This window comes from Streptomyces sp. NPDC002935 (assembly GCF_040611295.1).
Lineage (GTDB): Bacteria > Actinomycetota > Actinomycetes > Streptomycetales > Streptomycetaceae > Streptomyces.
In genome coordinates, this window is sequence record NZ_JBEXNW010000011.1 from 195,536 (window position 1) to 214,631 (window position 19,096).

The 19,096-nt window shown below is 70.0% G+C and carries 15 protein-coding genes and 2 pseudogenes; 12 read left to right on the top strand and 5 right to left on the bottom strand.

From position 1 onward, the window contains the following. Positions 1 to 244 precede the first annotated feature (244 nt). From ABZX90_RS17555 to ABZX90_RS17585, 7 genes are all read left to right on the top strand, one after another. Positions 245 to 1,219, top strand: coding sequence for a quinone oxidoreductase (locus ABZX90_RS17555; protein ID WP_355205793.1), 975 nt, complete (start codon positions 245 to 247; stop codon positions 1,217 to 1,219). A gap of 48 nt (positions 1,220 to 1,267) precedes the next feature. Beyond that, entirely contained in the window at positions 1,268 to 2,176 is a 909-nt protein-coding gene (locus ABZX90_RS17560) for a TauD/TfdA family dioxygenase (protein WP_351120965.1), read from the top strand. Between the two features lie 100 nt (positions 2,177 to 2,276). Then, positions 2,277 to 3,563 carry an MFS transporter gene (locus tag ABZX90_RS17565; RefSeq protein ID WP_351120964.1) on the top strand — a complete coding sequence of 429 codons (1,287 nt, stop codon included), beginning with the start codon at positions 2,277 to 2,279 and terminating at the stop codon, positions 3,561 to 3,563. Continuing rightward, complete coding sequence (locus tag ABZX90_RS17570) at positions 3,560 to 4,138, top strand: alpha/beta fold hydrolase (RefSeq protein WP_351120962.1); 579 nt, start codon at positions 3,560 to 3,562, stop codon at positions 4,136 to 4,138. Before ABZX90_RS17565 ends, ABZX90_RS17570 begins: the two co-directional genes overlap by 4 nt. A gap of 29 nt (positions 4,139 to 4,167) precedes the next feature. Further along, positions 4,168 to 6,153, top strand: a complete 1,986-nt coding sequence (locus tag ABZX90_RS17575; protein WP_355205798.1) for an acetoacetate--CoA ligase — start codon at positions 4,168 to 4,170, stop codon at positions 6,151 to 6,153. Positions 6,154 to 6,430: 277 nt separating this feature from the next. Further along, the gene (locus ABZX90_RS17580; protein ID WP_351120958.1) at positions 6,431 to 6,805 is read left to right on the top strand and encodes a hypothetical protein; all 375 of its coding nucleotides are present in this window, start codon (positions 6,431 to 6,433) and stop codon (positions 6,803 to 6,805) included. 200 nt (positions 6,806 to 7,005) lie between these two features. Beyond that, the gene (locus ABZX90_RS17585; RefSeq protein ID WP_351120956.1) at positions 7,006 to 7,428 is read left to right on the top strand and encodes a metalloregulator ArsR/SmtB family transcription factor; all 423 of its coding nucleotides are present in this window, start codon (positions 7,006 to 7,008) and stop codon (positions 7,426 to 7,428) included. A gap of 27 nt (positions 7,429 to 7,455) precedes the next feature. Here ABZX90_RS17585 and ABZX90_RS17590 read toward each other — a convergent pair whose 3' ends face one another. After that, positions 7,456 to 8,430 (bottom strand): helix-turn-helix domain-containing protein, encoded by a 975-nt coding sequence (locus ABZX90_RS17590; protein WP_351120954.1) that lies wholly within the window; start codon positions 8,428 to 8,430, stop codon positions 7,456 to 7,458. A 385-nt stretch (positions 8,431 to 8,815) separates the two neighbouring features. Between ABZX90_RS17590 and ligA the strand changes: the two genes are divergently transcribed. After that, positions 8,816 to 10,900, top strand: a complete 2,085-nt coding sequence (ligA, locus tag ABZX90_RS17595; protein WP_355205803.1) for an NAD-dependent DNA ligase LigA — start codon at positions 8,816 to 8,818, stop codon at positions 10,898 to 10,900. On the opposite strand, the gene ABZX90_RS17600 is transcribed toward ligA, so the two are convergent. Both ABZX90_RS17600 and ABZX90_RS17605 read right to left on the bottom strand, forming a co-directional pair. Further along, positions 10,888 to 11,448, bottom strand: coding sequence for a GNAT family N-acetyltransferase (locus ABZX90_RS17600; protein WP_355205806.1), 561 nt, complete (start codon positions 11,446 to 11,448; stop codon positions 10,888 to 10,890). The genes ligA and ABZX90_RS17600 overlap by 13 nt on opposite strands. A 102-nt stretch (positions 11,449 to 11,550) precedes the next feature. Further along, on the bottom strand, positions 11,551 to 11,961 hold the full coding sequence (locus ABZX90_RS17605) for a Fur family transcriptional regulator (protein ID WP_351120948.1): 411 nt from the start codon (positions 11,959 to 11,961) through the stop codon (positions 11,551 to 11,553). A 595-nt stretch (positions 11,962 to 12,556) separates the two neighbouring features. Here ABZX90_RS17605 and katG point away from each other — a divergent pair. Both katG and lpdA read left to right on the top strand, forming a co-directional pair. Beyond that, a complete protein-coding gene (katG, locus tag ABZX90_RS17610) occupies positions 12,557 to 14,779 on the top strand; it encodes a catalase/peroxidase HPI (RefSeq protein ID WP_351120946.1) in 2,223 nt (740 codons plus the stop codon). 138 nt (positions 14,780 to 14,917) lie between these two features. Continuing rightward, positions 14,918 to 16,318, top strand: a complete 1,401-nt coding sequence (gene lpdA / locus ABZX90_RS17615) for a dihydrolipoyl dehydrogenase (protein ID WP_355205810.1) — start codon at positions 14,918 to 14,920, stop codon at positions 16,316 to 16,318. A 131-nt stretch (positions 16,319 to 16,449) separates the two neighbouring features. On the opposite strand, the pseudogene ABZX90_RS17620 reads toward lpdA, so the two are convergent. After that, positions 16,450 to 16,623: pseudogene (locus ABZX90_RS17620) on the bottom strand (site-specific integrase); the annotation flags it as partial. Between the two features lie 97 nt (positions 16,624 to 16,720). On the opposite strand from ABZX90_RS17620, the gene ABZX90_RS17625 reads away from it, so the two are divergent. Next, positions 16,721 to 17,656 (top strand): DUF5996 family protein, encoded by a 936-nt coding sequence (locus ABZX90_RS17625; RefSeq protein WP_351120942.1) that lies wholly within the window; start codon positions 16,721 to 16,723, stop codon positions 17,654 to 17,656. Positions 17,657 to 17,690: 34 nt separating this feature from the next. Here the strand turns inward: ABZX90_RS17625 and ABZX90_RS17630 are convergent, their stop codons facing one another. Next, entirely contained in the window at positions 17,691 to 18,164 is a 474-nt protein-coding gene (locus tag ABZX90_RS17630) for a VOC family protein (RefSeq protein ID WP_351120941.1), read from the bottom strand. 751 nt (positions 18,165 to 18,915) lie between these two features. On the opposite strand from ABZX90_RS17630, the pseudogene ABZX90_RS17635 reads away from it, so the two are divergent. Further along, a pseudogene (locus ABZX90_RS17635) lies at positions 18,916 to 19,079 on the top strand (ABC transporter ATP-binding protein); the annotation flags it as partial. Positions 19,080 to 19,096 lie beyond the last annotated feature (17 nt).

Sequence of the window (19,096 nt, forward strand, 5' to 3'; positions counted from 1 at the left end):
GCGCCGGTCACCCGATCGAACGGTGACCGTGGCACGGGCCCGTGCCGGCCAGACCGACCGTCGCGCGCGTCCCCGCACCACCGGCCCTCGGCCACCGCGCGACGGGCCGGACGCGGCCGGGGCCACCGTGGCGCCGCTCGACTCGTCACGCCACGCGGCCGCCGGGGCCAGACCCCCCGGCTCCGGCGGCCCCTCCCCACCCCACCCCTTCTCATTCACCTGACACCAACAACGGAGCACTCCTGTGGCTCACGCCATCCGATTCGACGAGACCGGCGGTCCCGAGGTACTGCGCTGGGAGGAGGTCGTCGTCGGCGACCCCGGTCCCGGCGAGGTCCGGATCCGACACCACGCCGTCGGACTCAATTTCGCCGACACCTACTTCCGCAGCGGGCTCTACCCCGCGCGGCTGCCCGCCGGGCTGGGCGTCGAGGCCGCGGGCGTGGTCGAGGCGGTGGGCGAGGGTGTCACCCAGTTCACCGAGGGCGACCGGGTCACGTACACCGGCAGTCCGCTCGGCGCCTACAGCACCGAGCGGGTCATGCCCGTCGACTCGCTGATCAAGCTGCCGGACGGCATCGCCTTCGAGACCGCCGCGGCGATGACCATGCGCGGTCTGACCTCCGCGTACCTGCTCCGCAGGATCCACCCTCTCAAGGCGGGTGACACGATCCTGCTGACAGCGGCGGCGGGCGGCGTCGGCCTCATCGTCTGCCAGTGGGCCAAGCTGCTCGGTCTGAACGTCATCGGCACCGTCTCCACCGAGGAGAAGGCCGAACTGGCCCGCGCGCACGGCTGCGACCACGTCATCCACTACCGGTCCGAGAACGTGGCCGAGCGGGTACGCGAACTCACCGACGGTGCCGGGGTCCCGGTGGCCTTCGACAGCATCGGCAAGACCACCTACGCCGCCTCGCTCGCCTCGCTGCGACGCCGCGGCCTGCTGGTCTGCTTCGGCACCGCCTCCGGCCCCGTCCCGCCCATCGACGCCATGCAACTCGCCGTACAGGGCTCCCTGTTCGTCACCCGGCCGGCACTCGCCGACTACATCGCGGACCCCGCGGAACGCGCGGAACTCGCGGGCGAACTCTTCGACCACGTCACCTCCGGCCGCATCACCATCGAGGTCAACCAGCGGTACGCGCTCGAGGACGCCGTCCTGGCGCACCGCGAACTGGAGGCGGGGCAGACCACCGGATCGTCCGTCTTCGTCCTCTGAGCCAACCCCTCCCCGCGGTCAACTCCACTCTCTCCAGGAGGAAGCACCATGGAACACACGCTCGCTCCCCCCGAGGGCGCGCCGGTGCGCGCCCACACCCGCGGCTCGATCAGGGTCGAACCGCTGACCTGCAGCATCGGCGCGGAACTCTCCGGCGTGAACCTCGGCGACGCCTCACGCGACGACGACCTGTTCGACGAGATCAGGGCGCTGCTGCTCCAGTACAAGGTGCTGTTCCTGCGGGACCAGGACATGACGCGTGCCGAACACGTCGCCTTCGCCGAGCGGTTCGGCGCGCTGGAGGACCACCCGGTGGCCGGCAGCGACCCCGACCACCCCGGCCTGGTGCGGATCTACAAGGATCTGGACAGCCCGGCGGAGCACTACGAGAACGCCCTGCACACCGACGGCACATGGCGTGAGAACCCGTCCATGGGCGCCGTACTGCGGTGTATCGAGGGCCCCCCGGTCGGCGGCGACACGATCTGGGTCAACATGGCCGAGGCCTACCGCCGACTGCCGGAGAACATCCGGACCACCATCCGGGGACTGCGGGCCCGGCACAGCATCGAGGCCACGTTCGGCGCGGTCATGCCGCAGGAGAAGCGGCACGCCCTCAAGGCGCAGCACCCGGACGCGGAGCACCCCGTGGTGCGCGTCCACCCGGAGACCGGCGAGGAGATCCTCTTCGTCAACGCGTTCACGACGCACTTCGTGAACTACCACACGCCCGAGAACATCCGGTTCGGGCAGGACTTCGCCCCCGGCGCGAGCCTCCTGCTCAACTACCTGATCGGCCAGGCCGCGATCCCGGAGTACCAGGTGCGCTGGCGCTGGACCCCGAACAGTGTCGCCATCTGGGACAACCGCTCCACCCAGCACTACGCCGTACAGGATTACTGGCCCGCCGTCCGCCGGATGGAGCGCGCCGGAATCGTCGGCGACAGACCCTTCTAGACCCCTTCCTCCAACAGCGCGTGAGGTGATGACAATGGAGTTGCACACCACTGCTGGGTCCATTCGCGAGACGGACACGACCGCCTCGTCCGGATGGCCTGTGACCCGACGTTATGCCTGGGTGGTCTTCGCCCTCAGTTTCGGCCTGCTGCTGTCCGACTACATGTCCCGGCAGGTCCTCAACGCCGTCTTCCCCATGCTCAAGAGCGAGTGGCTGCTCACGGACGCCAAGCTCGGCTCGCTCAGCGGTGTCGTCGCCCTCATGGTCGGCCTGCTCACCTTCCCGATGTCGCTGATGGCCGACCGCTGGGGCCGGGTCAAGAGCCTGCTGCTCGCCGCGACGATGTGGAGCGTGGCGACCCTCGGCTGCGCGGTGTCCGCGAGCTACGACCAGATGTTCGTCGGCCGGCTCTTCGTCGGCATCGGTGAGGCGGCGTACGGAAGCGTCGGCATCGCCGTCGTCCTGAGCATCTTCCCGATCGGCCTGCGCGCCACCCTCTCCGGTGCCTTCATCGCGGGCGGCGCCTTCGGATCGGTCCTGGGCATATCGATCGGCGGCGCCGTCGCCCAACACCTCGGCTGGCGCTGGGCGTTCGGCGTCATGGGCATCTTCGGTCTGGTCCTGGCCGCGGTCTACGGCTTCGTCGTCACGGAGAAGAAGCTCACGCCGGAGGCCGGTTCCACCGGCACCGAGGCCGATCCCGGACCACGCGGCCGGCTGCGCGTGCTGCTGCCCCGGCTGTTCTCCTCCGTCTCGGTGATCAGCGCGTACATCGGCAGTGGTCTCCAGCTCTTCATCGCCGCCTCCCTCATGGCCTGGCTGCCCAGCTACTTCAACCGCTACTACGACATGCCCACCGCCAAGGCGGGCGCGACCGCCGGGATCTTCGTCCTCGTCATCGGCATCGGCATGATCGGCGGCGGCATCGTCTCGGACCGCATATGCCGGGCATTCCCCATCCGCAAATGGGCGGTCGCCATCGCGTGCAGCATCGGCTCCCTCGTCCTGCTCATGATCGCGTTCCAGCTGCCGACAGGCCCCCTCCAGCTCGCGGCGCTGGCGGCCGGAGCCCTGCTGTCGGCCGGCACGGCCGGTCCCGCGACCGCCATGGTGGCCAACCTGACCCCCGCGTCCATATCCGCGACGGCCTTCGCCACCCTGACGCTCGCCAACAGCCTGCTCGGGCTGGCTCCCGGGCCCGCCGTGACCGGCGCTCTCGCCGACCACATGGGACTGCTCGGCGCCCTTCGGGTCATCCCGCTCACGGCGGTCGCCGCCACCGTCGCCTTCCTGATCGGCCGCCACTTCTACGAGCGTGATCTGAGCCGCCTGACGAGCAGCCCCGTCCCGGCGGCGGAGCCGGAGGACGCGGTGGTGTCCGCATGAGCGCCACCACCGATCCGGTGATCGTGATCGTCCCCGGACTGCGCGATCATGTCGCGGAGCACTGGCAGACCCTGCTGGCGGACCAACTGACCGAGGCCGGGCGCACCGTCCGCACGGTCCCGCCGCTCACCGAGGACGCCCTGAGCCGCGAGGCCCGCGTGGCGGCACTCGACAAGGTGGTGTCGGAGATCGAGGGGCCCGTCGTCCTCGTCGCGCACAGCGCCGGTGTGATCACCACGGTCCACTGGGCCCAGGGAAGCACGGCACAGGTGCGCGGAGCGCTGCTCGTGACACCGCCGGACTTCGACACTCCGCTGCCCGAGGGCTATCCGAGGCCCGAGGTGCTCGGCGAGAACGGCTGGACACCGGTGCCGCGGACGCCGCTGCCCTTCCCCAGCGTCGTCGCGGTCAGCTCGAACGACCCCCTCGGCACAGTCGAGCGGGTCACTGAACTGGCCCGCGACTGGGGCGGCCGTCCGGTGGACCTCGGCGAGGTCGGCCATCTCAACCCCGCGTCCGGATACGGCCCGTGGCCGCGCGCGGAAGAACTGCTCCGCGAAGTAGAAACCGGCTGAACGCCGCGTCCAGCCCAGAAAGGCAACCGATGAACACCGACACCGACCTGCTGTGGTCCCCCGGTCGCCGTGAGTTGGAGGACTCCAACGTCGCGTGCTTCATGGACTGGGTGAGCGAAGTACGGGGACTCCACTTCTCCGACTACGCCGAGCTGTGGCGGTGGAGCTCCACCGACCTCGCTGGATTCTGGTCGGCGGTGTGGGAGTTCTACGGGCTGGACGCGGTCACCGACTACGACAAGGTGCTCGGCGAGGCGTCGATGCCGGGAGCCGACTGGTTCCCCGGTGCCCGGCTGAACTTCGCCGAACGCTGCTTCGCCCAGGCCACGGACGCCCGCCCCGCGCTCGTCTGCCTGACCGAGGGCGGCACTCCCGAGGACGTCTCCTGGCACGAGCTGCGCCGGCAGGTCACGGATGTCGCGGCGGCCCTGCGCCGCATGGGCGTGGAGCCCGGCGACTGCGTGGCCGGATACCTCCCCAACCTCCGCCAGACCGTGGTGGCACTGCTGGCCACGGCCGCCGTCGGCGCCGTGTGGACGGGCTGCTCCCCCGACTTCGGCACGCCCAGCGTGCTCGCCCGGCTCCGCCAGGCACAGCCGACCGTCCTGGTGGCCGCGGACGGATACCGCCACGGCGGCAAGACCTACGACAAGCGCCCGGAGGTCGCCGAGCTCGCGGACGGCCTGCCCACCGTCCGCCACATCCTCGCCGTCGACAGCCTCTTCACGGCCCCGAACGAGCCGTGGTCGGGGCGGCCCGACGTCGAACAGCACACCTGGTCGGCGCTGCCGGCTGCCGACGAGCCGCTGGAGTTCGCGGACGTCCCCTTCGACCACCCGTTGTGGATCCTGTGGTCGTCGGGGACCACGGGGATACCGAAGGGAATCGTCCAGGGGCACGGCGGCATCGTGGTCGAGCTGCTCAAGGCACTCGGACTGGGCGTCGATCTGCGCGCCGACGACCGCTATCTCTTCCTCACGTCCACCAGCTGGATGGTGTGGAACTTCCTGGTCGGCGGGCTGCTGCACGGCAGCACCGTCATCCTGTACGACGGCAGCCCGACCTTTCCCGACATCGACGGCGCCTGGCGGATCGCCGAGTGGACCGGCGCGACCGTGGTCGGCCTGGGTGCCGCGTATCTCACCGCCGGGGAGAAGGCGGACTCGCGTCCCGCGGACATGTTCGGACTCGGCAAACTGCGGACCGTCCTGCAGACCGGGTCGACCCTGCCGCCCAGCACCTGGCGCTGGGTCCACGACCGGCTGACGCCCGGCGTGCGGCTCCAGTCCATCTGCGGTGGCACGGACGTCTGCTCGGTCCTCGCCGGAAGCACCCCGCTGCTCCCCGTCCGCGTGGGCCGTATCCAAGCCCCCTCGCTCGGTGTCGCCCTTGCCTCCTGGGACCCCCAAGGGCGTCCCCTGGTGGGTGAACAGGGCGAGTTGGTGGTGACCGCACCGCTGCCGTCCATGCCGCTCCGCTTCGTCGGCGACCCCGACGGCGCCCGCTACCGGGCCAGTTACTTCGACACCTATCCCGGAATCTGGCGGCACGGCGACTGGGTCACGATCGACACCGATCTGTCGGTCGTCGTGGCGGGCCGCTCCGACTCCACCCTGAACCGCTCGGGCGTCCGCATGGGCTCCGCCGACATCTACGCCGTCGTCGACCAGCTCCCCGAGATCGCCGACAGCCTCGTCATCGGCGTGGAACAGCCCGACGGCGGCTACTTCATGCCACTGTTCGTCGTGCCCGCCGAGGGCACCGCGCTCGACGACGGCCTGCGCCGGCGGATCGTCACGGCCATCAGGAGCCGGCTGTCCCCGCGCCATGTGCCCGACGTCATCGTGCCGGTCCCCGCGGTCCCGCGCACCCTCACCGGCAAGAGACTCGAAGTCCCGGTCAAGCGCATCCTCCAGGGCGCGCGCAGCTCCGACGTCAGCAGCGAGGGATCGATCACGCACCCCGAGATGCTGGCCTGGTTCGCGGACTACGCCAAAATCACGGCGCCTTCGTGACTGCGGCCGACGGGTGAGCCGCTCCCGCCGGCCTCACGGCCACCGGACCGTCGGTCCACCCGCCGATCCACCCACCCGTCCACCCGTCCATCTCCGGCATCCATGGTCACCGGACGCACAACAGTGATCAATAGATTCTGTGCCGACGTGCATTTCGATGCTCCTTCCGCCAGTCCCGAAACAACTCGGCTGCCTGCCGCGGACGGTCCGTAGGGTCCTGGTCACTGACCGGGCCGGAAGTCCTCCGCCCGCGCGGTGACCAGGAGGAGACATCGGTATGGCAAATGTGGAGATCTCCCTCAAGGAGACGATGACATCCATCGAGGGTGCGATGGGCGCCGCTCTCGTCGATTACACGAGCGGCATGGCACTGGGCACGCTGGGGGGCAGCAAGGAACTCAACCTGTCGGTCGCCGCGGCGGGCAACACGGACGTGATCCGGGCCAAGGTGCGGACCATGGAGCACCTCGGCCTCAAGAGCAAGATCGAAGACGTACTGATCACACTCGCGGACCAGTACCACCTCCTCCGGCCGCTCAAGAGCCGTGACGGCAACGGGCTGTTCCTGTACCTCGTGCTCAACAAGGCGACGTCCAACCTGGCCATGGCCCGTCATCAGCTGGCCCGCATCGAGGCCGAGCTAGAGGTATAGGCAGCCACCTTCTCCGCCCTTCCGCACGCCCACGACTTGAAGACTTCTTCATTTAGGTACATCCAGATCAAGTCAATCCCGTGGGCGTGCGGAGGTGGAGCGGCGAGGATCGGTCCCGACGGACCGCTCGCGGCGGCGCGCAGACAGTCACCGCACCAGCCGGAGAAACAGCCCGTCCCAGGCGGCAGGGAGCGAACGATTTGACCAGGCAGGTCCCCCTCTACCAGGCCAAGGCCGAGTTCTTCCGCATGCTCGGACACCCTGTGCGCATCCGGGTCCTGGAACTGCTGCAGAGCGGTCCCGTCTCGGTGCGCGACCTGCTCAGCGAGATCGAGATCGAACCCTCCAACCTCTCGCAGCAACTGGCCGTACTGCGCCGCTCGGGAATCGTGGTGTCCATCCGCGAGGGGTCGACCGTCAGTTACGCGCTGGCCGGCGGCGATGTCGCCGAACTCCTGCGGGCCGCCCGTCGCATTCTCACCGAACTGCTCTCCGGCCAGACCGAGTTGCTGGCCGAACTGCGCCAGGCCGACCTCGGCACGGGCCTGCCGCCCGGTCCGCGCGAACCGGACCTCGTCGTCACCCGGTCCGCGCGCTCCTCGCCCGCCGTCCGGGGGCACTGACGCCCGGCGTGACCCCGAGGCGACCCGTCAGGCCCAGCCCTTGCGCGCTGCGTGCCGGCCGAGCTGGATGCGGCTCTCCGCGCCTGCCCGGGCCATGAGTTCACCGATGCGCCGCTGCACGGTGCGGCGGGAGACGCCGAGGCGGGCACCGACCGCCTGGTCGGTGAGTCCCGCGAGGACAAGGCCGAGCATCCGGGCGTCGAACTCGTCTATGGCGTCAGGGCGTTCCTCGACGAGGCCGTCGCCCGTCGCACGGGGCGACAACGGACAGGCCTGCTCCCAGGCCAGCTCGAAGTAGGCGACCAGCGCCTCCAGCAGCCCTCCGTTGTGCACCAGCACCGAGGCCGCCGCGGTGTTGCCGCCTCGGAACAGGGGAAGCATCGCCAGTTCACGGTCCGCGATGATGAGTTTGACCGGAACGGCGTCGGCGATCCCGATCCGCTGTCCGGCCGCCAGGTCGGCGAGGACCTGGGCCACCATTCCGGGCTCGGTCAGGCCTCCCGGTGCAGGATCGTCCGGTCGAGCACGCCACGGCGGACTCCGGCCCGCTCCGCGGCGTTGGCACTGCGCGGGACGACGAAGAGCTCGGGCACCATCATCAAACCGCACCTCGTCCCGGGCGGACTCCTGGAGCTGTCTGAACCGGTGCCGCACCGCGTCGATGTCCCTGATCACCTCCACCGCGTCGCCCTCGCCACCCCTGCGGTGCTGTTCCACGAGGGCGAGCACCGCGTGCTCCGCCGCACTCAACTCGTCGCGGCGCCTGCGCAGTTCACCGCCGAGCGCCACCGCAGGGGGCGCTGCCACGAAGTGGGGGACCGCGCCGTCGATCGCCTGGGTGACGACGATGCCGCGCCCGGCCAGAGCGGTGAGGACCTCACGCACCTCGGACTCGGGGCGGCCACCGTCGGCGGCCAGTTCCTGGACGGTGGCCCGTCCACGAGCCACGGGGAGGCGGTAGATCTCCTCCTCGGCCGGACCGAGACCGAGCGCGGCGAGCATGGGCCACTCCTTGAAGTCGCAGGTGACGACGGGCGGGCCCGGGGCTGTGACAGCCCGGGGGCCGCCCGATCTCACGGATGAGCCAAGGTCTACTTCAAGCCGTGGGGCCCGTGTCACCTCCTGCGTGACGCGGTTGCCCGCATCGTCCCAAGTACGTGCCTCAAGAGACACGAATCCGCTGTACGGGGCGTCGAATCGGGCGGTCCGGTGGCCCGTGGCCGTACGGTCCGCACGGACCGGACGCCAGTGGCGGCCGTCGTCGCAGGAGACGTCGAGCGTCGCGCCCGCGACCCGTCCGGCGTACGCCACGTCCGTCCGCTTCCGGGCGGGGGTCCCGCCACGCTGCGGGAGGGCGTTGTCAGTGGTGGGAGGCAGGATGAGGGGTATGACAACACCAGTTGCAGTGATCGTGGATGCCGTCGCCTACGCGCAGGCGGTCGAGGACGCGTTGAAGGCTTCCGCCGCCTATTACGAGGGCGGCACGTCCGTGCTGGACGACGACGCCTACGACCGGCTCGTGCGCGGCATCGCCGCATGGGAGGCCGACCATCCCGATCAGGTGCTGCCGGACTCGCCGACCGGGAAGGTCGCAGGCGGCGCCGTCGAGGGGGACGTCCCCCACACGGTGGCGATGCTGAGTCTGGACAATGTGTTCTCGCCCGAGGAGTTCACCGCCTGGACGGTGTCGCTGGCCCGGCGGATCGGCCACGAGGTGGAGCACTTCAGCGTCGAGCCGAAGCTCGACGGCCTGGCCATCGCCGCGCGCTACAGCCAGGGCCGGCTGACGCAGCTCGTCACCCGCGGGGACGGGACGGCCGGTGAGGACGTCTCGCACGCGATCGGGACCATCGAGGGCCTTCCCGCGGAGCTCACCGAGCCTCTCACGGTGGAGGTGCGCGGCGAAGTCCTCATGACGACGGCCCAGTTCGAGCACGCAAACGAGGTGCGCACCGCGCACGGCGGGCAGCCGTTCGCGAACCCGCGCAACGCAGCGGCGGGCACTCTGCGCGCCAAGGACCGTGCCTACACCGTTCCGATGACCTTCTTCGGCTACGGCCTTCTGCCCCTGCCCGGCACCGAGGCCGACGCGGCCGCCGACCTGGGCGAGCTCGCGCACAGCGATCTCATGGCGCGGGCCGCCGAGTTGGACGTGAACACCACAGCCGGCACCGCCGTACCCGGCATCACGGCGGCGTCCGCCGAGCAGGTGCTGGCCCGCGTCCAGGAGATCGGGGCACTGCGCGCCGAGTTGCCGTTCGGGATCGACGGGATCGTCATCAAGGCCGACCTGGCCGCCGACCAGCGGGCCGCCGGGTCCGGTTCACGCGCGCCACGCTGGGCGATCGCCTACAAGCTCCCGGCCGTCGAGAAGATCACCCGGCTGCTGGCGGTGGAGTGGAATGTGGGCCGTACCGGCATCATCGCCCCGCGCGCCGTGCTGGAGCCGGTCGAGATCGACGGCTCGACCATCACGTACGCCACCCTCCACAACCCGGCGGACATCACACGTCGCGATCTGCGGCTGGGCGACCATGTGATGGTCCACCGCGCCGGTGACGTCATCCCCCGCGTCGAAGCGCCCGTCGCCCATCTGCGCACCGGCGAGGAACAGCCCATCGTGTTCCCCGAGGCGTGCCCGAACTGCGGATCCGCCATCGACACCAGTGAGCAGCGCTGGCGCTGCGAGCAGGGCCGCAACTGCCATCTGGTCGCCGCGCTCTCGTACGCCGCCGGCCGCGACCAGCTCGACATCGAGGGCCTCGGCCATACGCGGGTCGTCCAGCTCGTCGAGGCCGGCCTGGTCGCCGATCTCGCCGACGTCTTCACGCTCACCCGCGACCAGCTCCTCGCCCTGGAGCGCATGGGCGAGACCAGCACCGACAACCTCCTCGCGGCGATCGAGGCGGCCAAGGGCCAGCCGCTGTCGCGGGTGCTGTGCGCGCTCGGCGTCCGCGGCACCGGCCGCTCCATGTCCCGGCGCATCGCACGGTACTTCGCCACCATGGAGCTCGTGCGCGCGGCGGATGCCGAAACATTGCAGCTGGTCGAGGGCATCGGCACGGAGAAGGCCCCGTCGATCGTCGCCGAGCTGGCCGAACTCGCCCCGCTCATCGACAAACTCGCCGCCGCCGGCGTCAACATGACCGAGCCCGGCGCCACACCGCCCGCCCCGGCCGGTGAGGCCGACCCGGACGCGGAGGGCGACGAGACGGCGGGTGGGCCGCTGGCCGGGATGACGGTGGTGGTGACCGGTGCGATGACCGGGGCCCTGGAGCAGCTCAGCCGCAACCAGATGAACGAGCTCATCGAACGCGCCGGCGGGCGTTCCTCCTCCAGCGTGTCGAAGAAGACCACCCTGGTCGTCGCCGGGGAGGGCGCGGGATCCAAGCGCGCCAAGGCGGAAACCCTCGGGATCAGACTCGCCGCGCCGGAGGAGTTCACCACGCTGGTCGCCGACTACCTCGCCTGATCGCTCGGCCCGCGCGGCCGGCCGACCCGCCGGGCCAGCACCTGGCCCGGCCACGTCCCGGACAGGAACGGGTCGGTCGGTGTGAATCCGTTGCGCTCGTAGTACGCGACCAGTTCGCCCCCGCCGCCCGCCCAGCAGTCGACTCTCAGCAGGTCGATGCCGGCCCGCCGGGTCTCCTCGGCGGCATGGACCAGCAGGTCCGCGCCGATGCCCCGACCGGCGTACCGCCGGTCGGACACCAGGAGCCGGACGTATCGCTCGGGTTCCCCGGCCGACTGGATCGGCATGTGGGTGCTGGGCCCGGAGTCCAGCACCATGGCTCCGACGGGTGTTCCGTCCGACTCCGCGATGTAGGGCGCGTACTCGGTCGTGTACCGATGGACCCGCTCCACCCCGCCCGACGTCTGTGAATACGGGGTCGTGCCCCACTGCTCGGTGTTGCCGCGGTCGTTCATCCAGACCACCGCGGCGTCGAGCATGTCCAGAATGGCCGCTGCGTCGGCCGGTCCGCCCGGCCTGATCCGTACGCCCTGTGTGGTGTCGTTCACGGCGGAAGCCTATGCACGGCCGGGCGGGGCACCACAGGGCCGGGCGCCGCCGGACGGATCATGGACCGGTCCGTCGGCCGCAGGGCAGGGCCCGGACAGGCGTCAGGCGCACGAAGGGCACAACCCCCGATAGGTGACCTCGACAGCCGCCACGGTGAAACCGAATCGTTCCGCGGCCGGAAGGTCGGCCAGTGGGTTGCCGGTCGGGTGGACGTCACGGACGGTGCCACAGCTGGAGCACACCAGGTGCTGGTGCGGGTGGTGGGCGTTGGGGTCATAACGCTTGGCGCGGCCGTCGGTGGAGACCTCGATGACCTCGCCGAGGGAGACCAGTTCCCCCAGGGCGTTGTAGACGGTCGCCCGGGAGATCTCGGGCAGCCGCTCCGCCGCGCGGGCGTGCACCTCGTCGGCCGTGAGATGCACATGCTCGCCGTCGAGGACCTCCGCAACGACACGCCGCTGGGAGGTCATCCGCCAGCCACGTCCTCGCAGTCGCTCCAGCAGGTCACTCATATCGGTTCACCTTTTCAGGATCAGTGGGAACCCGCAGTTTATCGGTGTGCATCCTGGGTCCGATCGGATACGCGTTTGGCGTCCTTCTTGACTTGGACTCTGTCCATTGTAGGATCGGTTTTGGCACTGGCCAAGGGACAGGAAGACTCCAGTACGGGCAGGAGAGACAGAGATGTCGGGACCACCGCCGTTGATTCACGCGGCGTCGGCCTGCGGGTGACGGCCGCCCATGACACGCTGCTCGGGACCCTCCCGGAGCCCTGGGCCCCCTCGGCGACGACGCGCTCGCTACCGGGGTGTGCCGACCCGGCGCCGTACCTCCCCGCACGTCGCACACGGCCCTCCGTCCACGCACTGTGGCGGGATGTGTACCCCGTATCGGACCGGTCCAGCCGATCCGCCGCGAGCGGTGTACCGCGTCCCCGCGCTCGCCTGTGCGGTGGGCTGCGCCCTCTGCCCGTTCCCGTCCGAAGACCACGGCCTCCCCGTCGACACCGTCGATGGTTCCTGGGCCGGCCGTCGGGGCCCCCGCCCCGGCTGTTCCCCCACCCGCAGTCTCTGAGCACCGAGATCCGCCCCGTCCGGAAGGATTCCCATGTCTGAGAACCATGACGCGATCGTCACCGACGCAAAAACGGAGGCCGGAGGCGGCTGCCCGGTCGCGCACGGTCGCGCCGCGCACCCGACCCAGGGCGGCGGGAACCGCCAGTGGTGGCCGGAGCGGCTCAACCTGAAGATCCTCGCCAAGAACCCCGCCGTGGCCAACCCGCTCGGCGAGGGCTTCGACTACGCCGCGGCCTTCGAGTCCCTCGACCTGGCGGCCGTGAAGCAGGACATCGCCGAGGTGCTCACCACCTCGCAGGACTGGTGGCCCGCCGACTTCGGCAACTACGGCCCCTTCATGATCCGTATGGCATGGCACAGCGCGGGTACCTACCGCATCAGTGACGGCCGCGGCGGCGCCGGTGCCGGGCAGCAGCGCTTCGCCCCCCTCAACAGCTGGCCGGACAACGGCAACCTCGACAAGGCCCGCCGTCTGCTGTGGCCCGTCAAGAAGAAGTACGGCCAGAGCCTCTCCTGGGCCGACCTCATGATCCTCGCCGGCAATGTCGCCCTGGAGCAGATGGGCTTCGACACGTTCGGCTTCGCCGGCGGCCGCGAGGACGTCTGGGAGTCCGAGGAGGACGTGTACTGGGGTCCCGAGACCACCTGGCTCGACGACGAGCGCTACACCGGCGACCGCGAGCTGGAGAACCCGCTCGGCGCCGTGCAGATGGGCCTCATCTACGTCAACCCGGAGGGCCCCAACGGCAACCCGGACCCGATCGCCGCGGCCCGCGACATCCGTGAGACCTTCCGCCGGATGGCGATGAACGACGAGGAGACGGTCGCCCTGATCGCGGGCGGTCACACCTTCGGCAAGACCCACGGCGCGGGCCCGGCGGAGAGCGTCGGCGACGACCCCGAGGCCGCCCCGATCGAGGCGCAGGGCCTGGGCTGGAAGAGCACGTACGGCACGGGCAAGGGCGCGGACGCCATCACCTCCGGCCTGGAGGTCACCTGGACCACCACGCCCACCCAGTGGAGCAACGGCTTCTTCGACAACCTCTTCGGTTACGAGTGGGAGCTGACCCAGAGCCCCGCGGGCGCCAACCAGTGGAAGCCGAAGGACGGCGCGGGCGCGGGCACCGTCCCCGCCGCCCACGACCCCTCGAAGAAGATCGCTCCCTCGATGCTCACGACGGACCTGTCGCTGCGCCTCGACCCGATCTACGAGCCGATCTCCCGCCGCTTCCACGAGAACCCCGCGGAGTTCGCGGACGCCTTCGCGCGGGCCTGGTACAAGCTGACCCACCGCGACATGGGCCCGAAGTCGCTCTACCTCGGCCCCGAGGTCCCGCAGGAGACCCTCCTGTGGCAGGACCCGCTGCCGGAGGCGGAGGGCGAGGTCATCGACGCCCAGGACATCACCGCCCTCAAGGCGAAGATCCTCGGCTCGGACCTGACCGTCTCGCAGCTGGTCTCCACCGCGTGGGCGTCGGCGTCGACGTTCCGCGGCAGCGACAAGCGCGGCGGCGCCAACGGCGCGCGCATCCGCCTGCAGCCGCAGCGCGGCTGGGAGGCCAACGACCCCGACCAGCTGGCGGAGGTGCTGCGCACGCTGGAGGGCATCCAGCGTGAGTTCAACTCCGGTGACAAGAACGTCTCCCTGGCCGACCTGATCGTGCTGGGCGGCGTCGCCGCCGTCGAGAAGGCCGCCAAGGACGCCGGTCACGACGTCCAGGTGCCCTTCGCCCCGGGCCGCGTCGACGCGAGCGACGAGCACACCGACGCGGAGTCCTTCGCCGCGCTGGAGCCGAACGCGGACGGCTTCCGCAACTACCTCGGGAAGGGCACCCGGCTGCCGGCCGAGTACCTGCTGCTCGACCGGGCCAACCTGCTGACCCTGAGCGCTCCGGAGCTGACGGTCCTCGTCGGCGGTCTGCGCGTCCTGGGCGCGAACCACCAGCAGTCCTCGCACGGTGTCCTCACCGGGACCCCCGGGAAGCTGACCAACGACTTCTTCGTCAACCTGCTCGACCTGGGCACGACGTGGAAGGCGACGTCCGAGGACGCGAACACCTTCGAGGGCCGCGACGACGCCACCGGCGACGTCAAGTGGACCGGCACGCGTGCCGACCTCGTCTTCGGCTCGAACTCCGAGCTGCGCGCGCTCGCGGAGGTCTACGCGAGCGATGACGCGCAGGCGAAGTTCGTGAAGGACTTCGTCGCCGCCTGGGACAAGGTCATGAACCTCGACCGGTTCGACCTCGTCTGACGCCCGACGTCCGGGTCGGCCCGCACGGGCCGGCCCGGACCCCCCCCTGCGACAACGGGCCCTCGCCAACTCCGGGCCACGGCCCGGCGGACCTGCAGGATCGGCGATCCGGCGGCGTGGCGTTCTAGGCTGGCCGCCATGAGCGCACACTTTGACGTGGTGGTCCTGGGCGCCGGCCCGGGTGGATATGTCGCGGCGATCCGAGCGGCCCAGCTCGGACTCAGCACGGCGATCGTCGAGGAGAAGTACTGGGGCGGTGTGTGCCTGAACGTGGGGTGCATCCCGTCGAAGGCGCTGCTGCGCAACGCAGAGCTCGCCCACATCTTCACCCAGGAGGCCAAGACCTTCGGCATCCAGGTGAACGGTGAGGTGACCTTCGACTACGGCGCCGCCTTCACCCGCAGTCGCAAGGTGGCGGACGGACGGGTCAAGGGCGTCCACTACCTGATGAAGAAGAACAAGATCACCCAGTACACCGGCCGCGGCACCTTCCGCGACGACAACACCCTCCAGATCGCCCTGTCCGACGGCGGCGCGGAAACGGTCACCTTCGGCCACTGCATCATCGCCGCCGGCGCCACCACCAAGCTGCTCCCCGGCACCTCACTGAGCGAGCGCGTGGTGACGTACGAGGAGCAGATCCTGTCGGACACGCTCCCGGACAGCATCATCATCGCGGGTGCGGGTGCCATCGGCGTCGAGTTCGCCTACATTCTCCACAACTACGGCGTCCAGGTCACCCTCGTCGAATTCCTCGACCGGATCGTCCCGTTGGAGGACGAGGAGGTCTCCGCGGAGCTGGCCCGCCGTTACAAGCGGCTCGGCGTCAATGTGCTGACGTCGACCCGCGTCGAGGCGATCGACGACTCCGGGGACGCGGTCAAGGTCATGGTGACCACGGGCGGCCAGCGGCAGACGCTGGAGGCCGGCAAGGTACTGCAGGCGATCGGGTTCCAGCCGCGGGTGCAGGGCTACGGCCTGGAGAACACCGGGGTGAAGCTCACCGACCGCGGGGCGATCGACATCGACGCCCGCTGTCGTACGAGCGTGCCGAACATCTACGCCATCGGCGACGTCACGGCGAAGCTGATGCTCGCCCACGCGGCCGAGTCGATGGGCATCGTGGCGGCCGAGACGATCGCCGACGCGGAGACGATGGAACTCGACTACGTCATGATCCCGCGGGCGACCTACTGCCAGCCGCAGATCGCCAGCTTCGGCTGGACCGAGGCACAGGCCCGGGAGAAGGGCTTCGACGTCCAGGTGGCGAAATTCCCCTTCACCGCCAACGGCAAGGCCCACGGCCTGGGTGAGACCGCGGGTTTCGTCAAGATCCTCAGCGACGCGCGATACGGCGAACTCCTCGGCGCCCATCTGATCGGCCCCGAAGTCACCGAGCTGCTACCGGAGTTGACGCTCGCCCAGCAGTGGGATCTGACGGTCCACGAGGTCGCACGCAACGTGCACGGACATCCGACCCTCGGCGAGGCGGTAAAGGAGGCCATCCACGGACTGGCCGGCCACATGATCAACATGTGATACCGCCCCAGGTCAGACCGGGATTCCACTCTCCTGGGCCGTCCGTGGGCCGTCGGCCGCGCTCTTCCTTCGCTGGAGGAGGACGGCCGACGGCCTGTTTCGGGCCCTGCACCGCGGACGCTGTCGAGGACTTACGCCAAGCCGCCGCTCAGGCCGCCGGACTGGGGTTCGCCGGAACCAGCCTTCGCGCCCTGCGAGCCGAACGCCGCGTCGATGGCCTTGCGAGCACGGTCCTGGCTGTTCGGCATGAGGTGCGTGTACGTCCGGAGCGTGAATCCCGGGTCGGAGTGACCGAGGTACTCGGCTTGAACCGCTCCCTCGGCAGCGTGCCGGACGTCCCCTGCGGGGTCATGATGAGACTGCCCGGCCGCCGCGTGAGCGCCGGGCGGGAAGGGGCAGGCGATGGATCTGTTCCCGCCGGTGCCGCTGGCGGAGTGGCAGGACACCAAGGAGACGCTGCACCGCTTCGCGCAGATCGTCGGCAAGATCCGCTTGGCCGCGAGCGCCCGGCGCAACCACTGGTGGAACGTCCCCTTCCATGTCACTGGGCACGGCATCACCACCCGTCCGATGAGTCAGGCCGACGGGAATCCGATCTTCACGATCGACTTCGACTTCGTCGACCACCGGCTCGCCGTCATGACGCTGGACGGCGAAGAGCGGTCCTTTCCGCTTCCGGGCCAGTCCGTCGCATCCTTCTACGACCAGACCCTGGCCGCTCTGGCCGCGCTGGGCGTCCGGGTGGACATGGCTATTCCCAGGCCCTTCGATCTGCCCGACACCGACCGGCCGTTCGCCGAGGACACCGAGCACGCGACCTACGACCCGGTGGCCGCAAACCGCTACTGGCGGGTGCTGAGCCAGGTGGCGTCCGTGCTGGAGGAGTTCGCGGCAGGCTTCTCGGGGAAGGCCAGCCCGGTGCACCACTTCTGGCACACCTTCGACATCGCCCACAGCCGGTTCTCCGGACGCCGGGTCGACCAGCCCGAGCAGGTCGACCCGGTCACCCGGGAGGCGTACTCCTCGGAAGTGATCAGCTTCGGCTTCTGGTTCGGCGACGACACCTTCGCCGAGCCCGCCTTCTACTCGTACACCGCGCCCGAGCCCGCCGGCCTGGCCGAAGCGCCGCTCAGCCCGGCGTCCGCGCAATGGGTGGCGAAGGGCGACAGCCACCTGGCCGTGCTGCGCTACGACGCGGCCCGCACCGAGGCCGATCCACGCGCCGCCGTGCTCGCCTTCTACGAAAGCGCCTACCAGGCCGGGGCCGGACGCGCCGGATGGGACATCGCGGCGCTTGCGTGCCCCGGCGGAATCACGGACCCGGTCCGTCGCATCTGACGAATTCAGTCAGCAGTGCAGCGCAGTGCAGTGGTCAGGCTTCGGTATTGGTGCGCGCCAGGATGCCCTTGAGCAGGCCCGTGGACTGGCCGACCTCGATGAGGTAGCCATCCGGGTCGCGCATGTAGCAGCGCAGCTCGGCGCGCCGGTCGATGGGCGCGGTGAGGAACTCGGCTCCCTTGGCGCGGGCTGCCGCGTAGAAGCCGTGGATGTCCGCCACCCGTACGTTCAGGAAGCTGGAGACGGTGTGGCGGTCCTCCGGCGGGCGCAGGACGACGTCGGGTTTGTCATCGGTGGGCCCGCCGCCGGGGTTCATGATGATCCAGCTGTTGGCGACCTTGATGATGCAGGGGTTCTCCTCCAGCACCACCTGCCCGCCCAGCACATCGGCATAGAACGCCCGCGAGCGAGGGACGTCGCCAACCGTGAGGAAGTGCGTGAGCAGCAGACCCTCGGCCGGTGCGGGAAGGTCGTCGGCTGAGGCGCCGGCGGCGATGAAATCGGACATATGCCGAGCGTATGGCGCGCATGGCCGTGCGGCATTCTCAGCCTGTGCGCTTCTTCACCTGGGAAGTGCCTCCGGATGGCGCGGGAACAAGGACCTCGACATCCTCATTTTCGCTGGTCAGAGGGGCCCTTCTGTTGACATGATCACGTACTGGACACCGAGCCGCGCGAAAGCCCGAGGTTAGGCATTCGGGGCGATGGCGGCACACCTCATGCTGCGGCTGATTCCCCCCGGACGTCCCCCAGCGCTGGACTGAAGACAGAGAGCCGCAGGCAGGGGTGCGGAGACTGAGCCCGCTGTAAATCTGCTGGGCTCACTTAACGCCGCCCCACGGAGACGCACGAGAACTGGGCCGTCCATGGGCCGTCCGAGGAAGCCCAACAACGGCCAACAACGACAGATGACAACAGCGTCCCTGCTGGTCAGACCAACAGTGCCTGGCATCCGCCGAGGTAGCCGAGCCGGGGCGTCACTTGATCAACATGTGACGCGCGACAAACACGTCCCTGAACGACGATGCGACCGATACCGAGGGCCGACCGGTCAGGATCGACCGGCTCCTGGAGTCCGGCGAGCGCGAAGTGGCGCCCGCCGGACGGCGGGTGACGCACGGTGAGCCGCGCTGGGAGGTGACCGCCGCGATCCTGGTGGCGGTCATCCTCCAGCTGAGGCCGCCGCACCGGCCGGCCTGGCAGCCGTCCCGGGTGCGGCCGGTCCTGGAGCTGGTGCTGTCGACAGGTCAACCGCCGGGGCCGAACCGGCCCTGCTGCTGCTCGACGAGCCGTTCTACGCCCTGGACCTGCCCTCGCGCGCGGTCCCGTCGACGACACCCTTACCGATTCCTGGATGACCAGTTGCTTCGGGCGCCGCGTCACCCTGGTCCGGCACGAGGGGCGCTGGGCGGCCTACTCCGGCCGTCACGAAGGCAGTTG

Bases quoted from the DNA above. Each gene is read 5' to 3' on its own strand.
- ABZX90_RS17560 (WP_351120965.1), top strand. From the start codon at position 1,268: ATGGAACACACGCTCGCTCCCCCCGAGGGCGCGCCGGTGCGCGCCCAC.
- ABZX90_RS17580 (WP_351120958.1), top strand. From the start codon at position 6,431: ATGGCAAATGTGGAGATCTCCCTCAAGGAGACGATGACATCCATCGAG.
- ligA (WP_355205803.1), top strand. From the start codon at position 8,816: ATGACAACACCAGTTGCAGTGATCGTGGATGCCGTCGCCTACGCGCAG.
- lpdA (WP_355205810.1), top strand. From the start codon at position 14,918: ATGAGCGCACACTTTGACGTGGTGGTCCTGGGCGCCGGCCCGGGTGGA.
- katG (WP_351120946.1), top strand. From the start codon at position 12,557: ATGTCTGAGAACCATGACGCGATCGTCACCGACGCAAAAACGGAGGCC.
- ABZX90_RS17570 (WP_351120962.1), top strand. From the start codon at position 3,560: ATGAGCGCCACCACCGATCCGGTGATCGTGATCGTCCCCGGACTGCGC.
- ABZX90_RS17605 (WP_351120948.1), bottom strand. From the start codon at position 11,961: ATGAGTGACCTGCTGGAGCGACTGCGAGGACGTGGCTGGCGGATGACC.
- ABZX90_RS17625 (WP_351120942.1), top strand. From the start codon at position 16,721: ATGGATCTGTTCCCGCCGGTGCCGCTGGCGGAGTGGCAGGACACCAAG.
- ABZX90_RS17575 (WP_355205798.1), top strand. From the start codon at position 4,168: ATGAACACCGACACCGACCTGCTGTGGTCCCCCGGTCGCCGTGAGTTG.
- ABZX90_RS17590 (WP_351120954.1), bottom strand. From the start codon at position 8,430: ATGCTCGCCGCGCTCGGTCTCGGTCCGGCCGAGGAGGAGATCTACCGC.
- ABZX90_RS17630 (WP_351120941.1), bottom strand. From the start codon at position 18,164: ATGTCCGATTTCATCGCCGCCGGCGCCTCAGCCGACGACCTTCCCGCA.